The organism is Sphingobium sp. ba1, from assembly GCF_000743655.1.
In the GTDB taxonomy this organism is placed as follows: Bacteria; Pseudomonadota; Alphaproteobacteria; order Sphingomonadales; family Sphingomonadaceae; genus Sphingobium.
The window spans coordinates 3207359-3212693 of the sequence record NZ_JPPQ01000069.1; the positions used below are offsets into that span (position 1 = coordinate 3207359).

Annotated in this window: 7 protein-coding genes; 4 read left to right on the top strand and 3 right to left on the bottom strand. The window is 57.1% G+C overall.

Annotated features, from left to right (window positions below):
• A partial coding sequence (locus IL54_RS18815) for a hypothetical protein (RefSeq protein WP_237748935.1) occupies positions 1-322 on the top strand: 322 nt, incomplete at its 5' end.
• Positions 323-439: 117 nt separating this feature from the next.
• The gene (locus IL54_RS18820) at positions 440-1126 is read left to right on the top strand and encodes a phytanoyl-CoA dioxygenase family protein (protein ID WP_037477684.1); all 687 of its coding nucleotides are present in this window, start codon (positions 440-442) and stop codon (positions 1124-1126) included.
• A gap of 19 nt (positions 1127-1145) precedes the next feature.
• Here the strand turns inward: IL54_RS18820 and IL54_RS24365 are convergent, their stop codons facing one another.
• The 3 genes from IL54_RS24365 to IL54_RS18830 form a co-directional block, all read right to left on the bottom strand.
• Positions 1146-1460, bottom strand: a complete 315-nt coding sequence (locus IL54_RS24365; RefSeq protein WP_156106258.1) for a hypothetical protein — start codon at positions 1458-1460, stop codon at positions 1146-1148.
• A 456-nt stretch (positions 1461-1916) separates the two neighbouring features.
• Positions 1917-2264 carry a hypothetical protein gene (locus IL54_RS24370; RefSeq protein WP_156106259.1) on the bottom strand — a complete coding sequence of 116 codons (348 nt, stop codon included), beginning with the start codon at positions 2262-2264 and terminating at the stop codon, positions 1917-1919.
• Positions 2265-2363: 99 nt separating this feature from the next.
• Complete coding sequence (locus IL54_RS18830; protein ID WP_037477688.1) at positions 2364-2906, bottom strand: recombinase family protein; 543 nt, start codon at positions 2904-2906, stop codon at positions 2364-2366.
• 223 nt (positions 2907-3129) lie between these two features.
• Between IL54_RS18830 and IL54_RS18835 the strand changes: the two genes are divergently transcribed.
• A complete protein-coding gene (locus IL54_RS18835; RefSeq protein ID WP_037477690.1) occupies positions 3130-3417 on the top strand; it encodes a hypothetical protein in 288 nt (95 codons plus the stop codon).
• A gap of 527 nt (positions 3418-3944) precedes the next feature.
• Positions 3945-5300 (top strand): IS66 family transposase, encoded by a 1356-nt coding sequence (gene tnpC / locus IL54_RS18840; protein ID WP_037477692.1) that lies wholly within the window; start codon positions 3945-3947, stop codon positions 5298-5300.
• Positions 5301-5335: the final 35 nt, after the last annotated feature.

Consider the following 5335-nt stretch of genomic DNA (forward strand, 5'->3'; position numbering starts at 1 on the left):
TGCGTCCCGCCCGAAAGCGGACTCCGCGCAATCGACCAAACTCGGTCACTGTCGGTCCTGCTTGCAATTCCTCAAAGCAGACATGACACTGCTGTCCATGAAGCTGGCTGCAAAAATACTCGGCCTATTTTGGGCCGTCATCATACTGCCGGGAATGATCCTTGGTGCGCTGTGGTCAGGATCAATTCCGATGTGGCCCCCGGTAGTGTCGGGCACGGGTGCCGATCTGATCGACTGGGTCGTGCTTTTCTCGCTCGCATATGGAACACCGCTTATTGCGGGGAGCCTCTTCGTTCTTGGACGCCACCGAGCAAAAGAATGAAGCCGTTTGTGGCAAGCTGCTCGGCGGCACACGACCATTTGTTGCCGTTTGCCCCGTCGTAAACGCGATCCGAAACGAGACATTGCCCCGGCGCGGGGCAGAGCATTACATGGTCCGATGAAGCAAACAGTGGACATCGACCAGCTTACCCTCGCTAAAGATGGTGCCCAGCGCGTTCGCGCGGCCGTTTTACCGTTGCTTCCAGACATATGCGAGGCGTTGTGTGAACTTCCCTCTGAGCAGGCTGGCGTTCGTATCCACGGCATCGAATCCCTCAGGCCTATTCTGGCTGTTGACGGGGCAATAGGCGCTGTCGCAGCAGAATTCCTAGGGACGCGATGCCGCGCCGTCCGCGCGATCCTATTTGACAAAACCGTAGCAACGAACTGGTCGTTGGCGTGGCATCAGGACCGCACAATTTGTGTGAAACGGCGGATTGATGTCGAAGGTTATGGCCCTTGGACGACCAAAGGCGGAATGCAGCATGTCGCGCCTCCTTTTGAACTGCTGACTCGGATGGTAACGCTTCGCGTTCATCTGGATGATGTGCCCGCCGAAAATTCGCCATTGTTGATTGCTCTAGGCTCTCATGTCGCCGGGCGTGTGCCGATTGAAGAATATGATGATGTCGTTGCTCGGTGCGGCATTTACGCCTGCCTCGCCGCGGCTGGCGATGTGTGGGTGTATGCAACGCCAATCCTGCATGCGTCGGAGGCGGCGAGCGTGACGTGCCATCGGCGTGTCTTGCAGATTGACTATTCAGCAGATGAACTTACCGGCGGGTTGGAGTGGCTCGGCGTGTGATAGTAGGGTTCGACCAAAATCAGCCGCGTTTGGCGCGCCTCTGGCCTCTCCATTGCAGAAACGCATATGCTGCACAGACAACGACGCAAAGTTCTATGAACGATAATGCGGCATCCGCCACCAAATAAAAACCATGATTGTGGCGAAGGAATAATTCCAAATAATCTAGGGAAAACCAATAACCGAGTATGTATTCATTTAAATTTGCGAACGGCATTGTGAAATTAAACAAAAATCCCGAACCAAAATAGCTTTTTGCGGTTAAGGATTTCCATAATCCAAAACAGAGAGCTGCTGCATATAAGATTACGAAGGATAGGAATGATTTTTTCATTTTATCGCTCGTTTTAAGACTTCCACACCTTGTGGCATATTTTACTATATTGAAATCCAAAGCTGACATTCCGCTACCCACTCTCCATCGTCATTTGCAGGTCCATTCGGCTTCGATCGTCGCAAGGACGGCTCGTCCGGTTTCAGTCGGAGAAGCGGACTGAGGAAAAGCGACCCATTGCTTGCATTCAACGATATTGGCATATTTCGAAAATGCGTAGCTATTCCAGTGAGACCTACTCCATTATCGCCATAATCGTTGCTACGATAGTTGGACTGACGATTGCCGATATTGCGGGCGGTTGGGGCTTTCCAAGGCTGCTATCGTGGGTTCTTGCGCTGTCAGCGGCAATTGTGATTGGTTGGATCACTGGCCGGTTGCAGCGCAGATTCAATCGAAAGCAGGACGGCAGGTAACCATCCAGTATCTCCTCTGGTTGACTGCAAACTAAGCAATTTAGTCGTATGTGGAGACGCTCGAATGCAGATTTTTCGAGGATTTACGCGGGCTTGCGACCCTTTGGCCTACATCATTGTGTAGACACTTTGTGTAGACATCATGCGGACGGGATCGTCTGGGTGACGATGGTCCGCAGTTTTCCGTGGTTTTTGGGAAAACTGGAGCGGGCGAAGGGACCGCATCCGTCGAGTTTTCGGGACCAGCGTTCACCACGATCATCTCCCCCGTATCGTCGCCTGCGGCCCCATCGATCTCCGGCATGATGTCGGCCACGCTGTCGTCCTGATCATCGGCGGAAGCATTAGGGTCTAACGCTGGTTCATGGTTGGAGCGTGCGGTGGTCATGCTGGTCTCGATGATGGGCGCGGATGGTGATGGCGATCGTGGTGACGGGATCGTCGCGATGCAGTGTGGGGATGTCGGTGGGGTCCCGAAGGATGCCGATCAGGCCGCCAGCGCCCGATATACCGATGCGCGGCCGATACCCATTTGCTTGGCGATCGCAGCGGCTCCCATACCGGTAGAGCGCAGTTCCTTGATCTTGGTGGGGTCGATCGATGCTGGACGGCCGCGATATTTCCCGGCAGCTTGTGCCTTGCGCACGCCTTCCATCTGGCGCTCATGCCGGATATCTGCCTCGAAATTGGCCACGGCGGCGAGCATAGCGAGCATCAAGCGTCCAGTGCTGGTATCGGTATCGACGCCGGGCTGGTTGAGGCAACGGAAGCCGACCCCCTTGGCCGTCAGGGTTTCGATGATACGGTGGAGGTCCGCGACACTCCTCGCAAGACGATCAAGCCGAGTGACGATCAGGGTGTCGCCATCTCGGGCGAAGGACGTGGCCATGGCGAGTTGCTCGCGATCGATGGTCGATCGGCCCGATACCTTTTCGCTGAAGACCTTCTCCGCCCCGGCAGCAGCCAATGCCTCGTGCTGGATATCCAGCGACTGCGATGTCGAACTCACGCGGGCATATCCGATCAGCATAGGGCCTCCTGTCTCGTTTGATCTTAGACCTGCACACTGGGTGGGGTCTCAAAATGCAATTCGGGTCTATTGATATGGGGATCGTGTGGGGTTGAGATATCCCATCAGATTTTACCCATGGGAGACAGATTCTCACGAAGTCCGATTCAGCTCAAGCACTTCTATTACTTCGATAATTTCTGGCATCAGGGTATAATCCGGCCGCAACGATGGGGAAGCGACGATGGACCTCTACGACCTGCGCCTCGGCGACTATGTCATCAGAGAAGATCGGTCTGAAGGCCGGTGGATCGGCGAGGTGCTGCACATCAGGGCGCGTGTCCAATATCTCAATGCTGGTTTCCCATGCCGTGATTGGGTCGATATCTCGACCGCGACAGCCTACCCATACCGCATCGACAATCCAGATCGGCCGCTGATCACCAAGGCGACGGCCGAGGATGTGCGGATGTATGGTCTGGCGGATCGTCCGAGGCGAAGCCTGCCGCAGATCAATGGTGGCCAACCATAGGCGGGCGGGATCGTGAGTGCAGATCATCAGGGCGGATATCGTTGATGTCGATCGTGCCGGTGGCATCGTCTGGGGATGATCGTCGAACCGGGATCGTCGTGGGATGTCATCTGGTACCAAGACCATCGCCATGGGATCGTCCCCTTCCGGATGATGAAGTGGTATCGGTTGTGCGTGGAAATATCAGGCGGAAATCATCTCGCACTTCATCGTCGGCGACCGATCGCGCACCAGCCGGATATATGAAGTCATGATCGTGGGCATCAGGGCTGCGGGGATGGTCGATCCGCTGCTCAAAATCTGGGGCAGGAATGTATCAGATTTTGAGCAAGGGGGACGATCCAGAGGAACGATGGCCAAGATGGTTGCGGACAGTGCATCATGGCACCGCCAAACTGGGCGAACCCTACATACCCTACACAAATTTTGACCGACCCTACACCCGCGAGAGGCGCAGAAAACGTAATTGCTCACGGGGTTGGCAGAAAAGTATTGCGCGGAGGTCGATTGGCTGATTCACCCTACGGATGTCACCGCCGCCGCTTCATGTGCTGACCGAAGCCGAGAAGAACGAGTTGCTGCTCGCGCAGCACGAGATGATCGAGCGACTGGTAGCGCGGATTTCTGAGTTGGAATCCCTGGTCGGCACGCCGCGCAAGACATCCAGGAATTCGCATATTCCGCCATCGAAGGACGACTTTGGCAAGCGCGGTGGCAAAGGCGGTAAGCCCAAGGCTGGCAAGCGCCCGCCGCGCGAAGGCAAGCACCGCCCATTGACCGAGACGCCGGACAAAACCGAACGCATCATGGCGGCAAGCTGCTGCCATTGCGGGACCGATATATCCTCGCAGGCCCAGCATTGCCGCCACCGCTACGATCATATCGACCTGCCGCCGATCCGTCCGATTGTGACCCGCATCGAATTGTTTGGTGCGCGCTGCGGGGGATGTGGCCGTCGCTACCGTGCCGCAGCACCGGCGGGCATGGAGCCGGGCACGCCGTTTGGCCCCGGCATCCGCTCGCTGCTGGCCTATCTGCATCACAGCCACCATGTCAGCTTCGAGCGACTTTCGCGCATTGCTGCGGAGCTGTTTGGCCTCACGATCTCCCAAGGGGCGATCGCCAACGCGTTCAGGCGTATGGAGGCCGGAATGACAGCAGCCACGAAGGCGATCACCGACAAGTTGCTCACGGCAAAGATTATCGCGTCCGATGAGACGTCCACGCGCACCAACGGCATTGCCCATTGGCAATGGGTCTTCCTCTCGAAAGACGCGGTTCTGCACAAGATCGCCCCGCGCCGGGCGCGCAGTGTTGCTGAGGAGGTGTTGGGCGGCCACCAACCTGATGTGTGGGTCTCCGATCGCTACGCTGGACAGCAGGAACTGGGCAAGGAGCATCAGGTCTGCCTCGCGCATGTCCTGCGCGATGTTCAGTATGCCATCGACTGCGGGGATACCGCCTTCGCCCCCAAAGTCCGCGACCACCTGCGCTGGGCGATCCGCATCGGCAAGCGACGAAGCAGCCTGAAGGACACAACGCTGGCCGCCTACGCTGCGAAGGCCGACAATCTGCTGACCCGCCTGGTACAGATGCCTGTCGCGCACCCTGCGGGACGTGTTCTGCTCAAACAAATCAAGGCTTGGCGAAGCAAGTTCTTCATCTTCCTCACCAACCGCAACGTCCCTGCGACCAACAATATATCAGAGCGCGAGATCCGCCCCTCAGTCGTGTTCCGCAAGGTCACCAACGGCTTCCGGTCCGACTGGGGCGCCCAGATCCACGCTGGATATCGATCCGTCACCGGAACCGCTCGTCTCAGCGGCAAATCGGCCCTCGTAGCCATCCGCGAACTCGTCGACGGCAGATTCATGGTCGCCTGATCAGCCCACCAATTGCCGACCCCGTGAGCAATTAC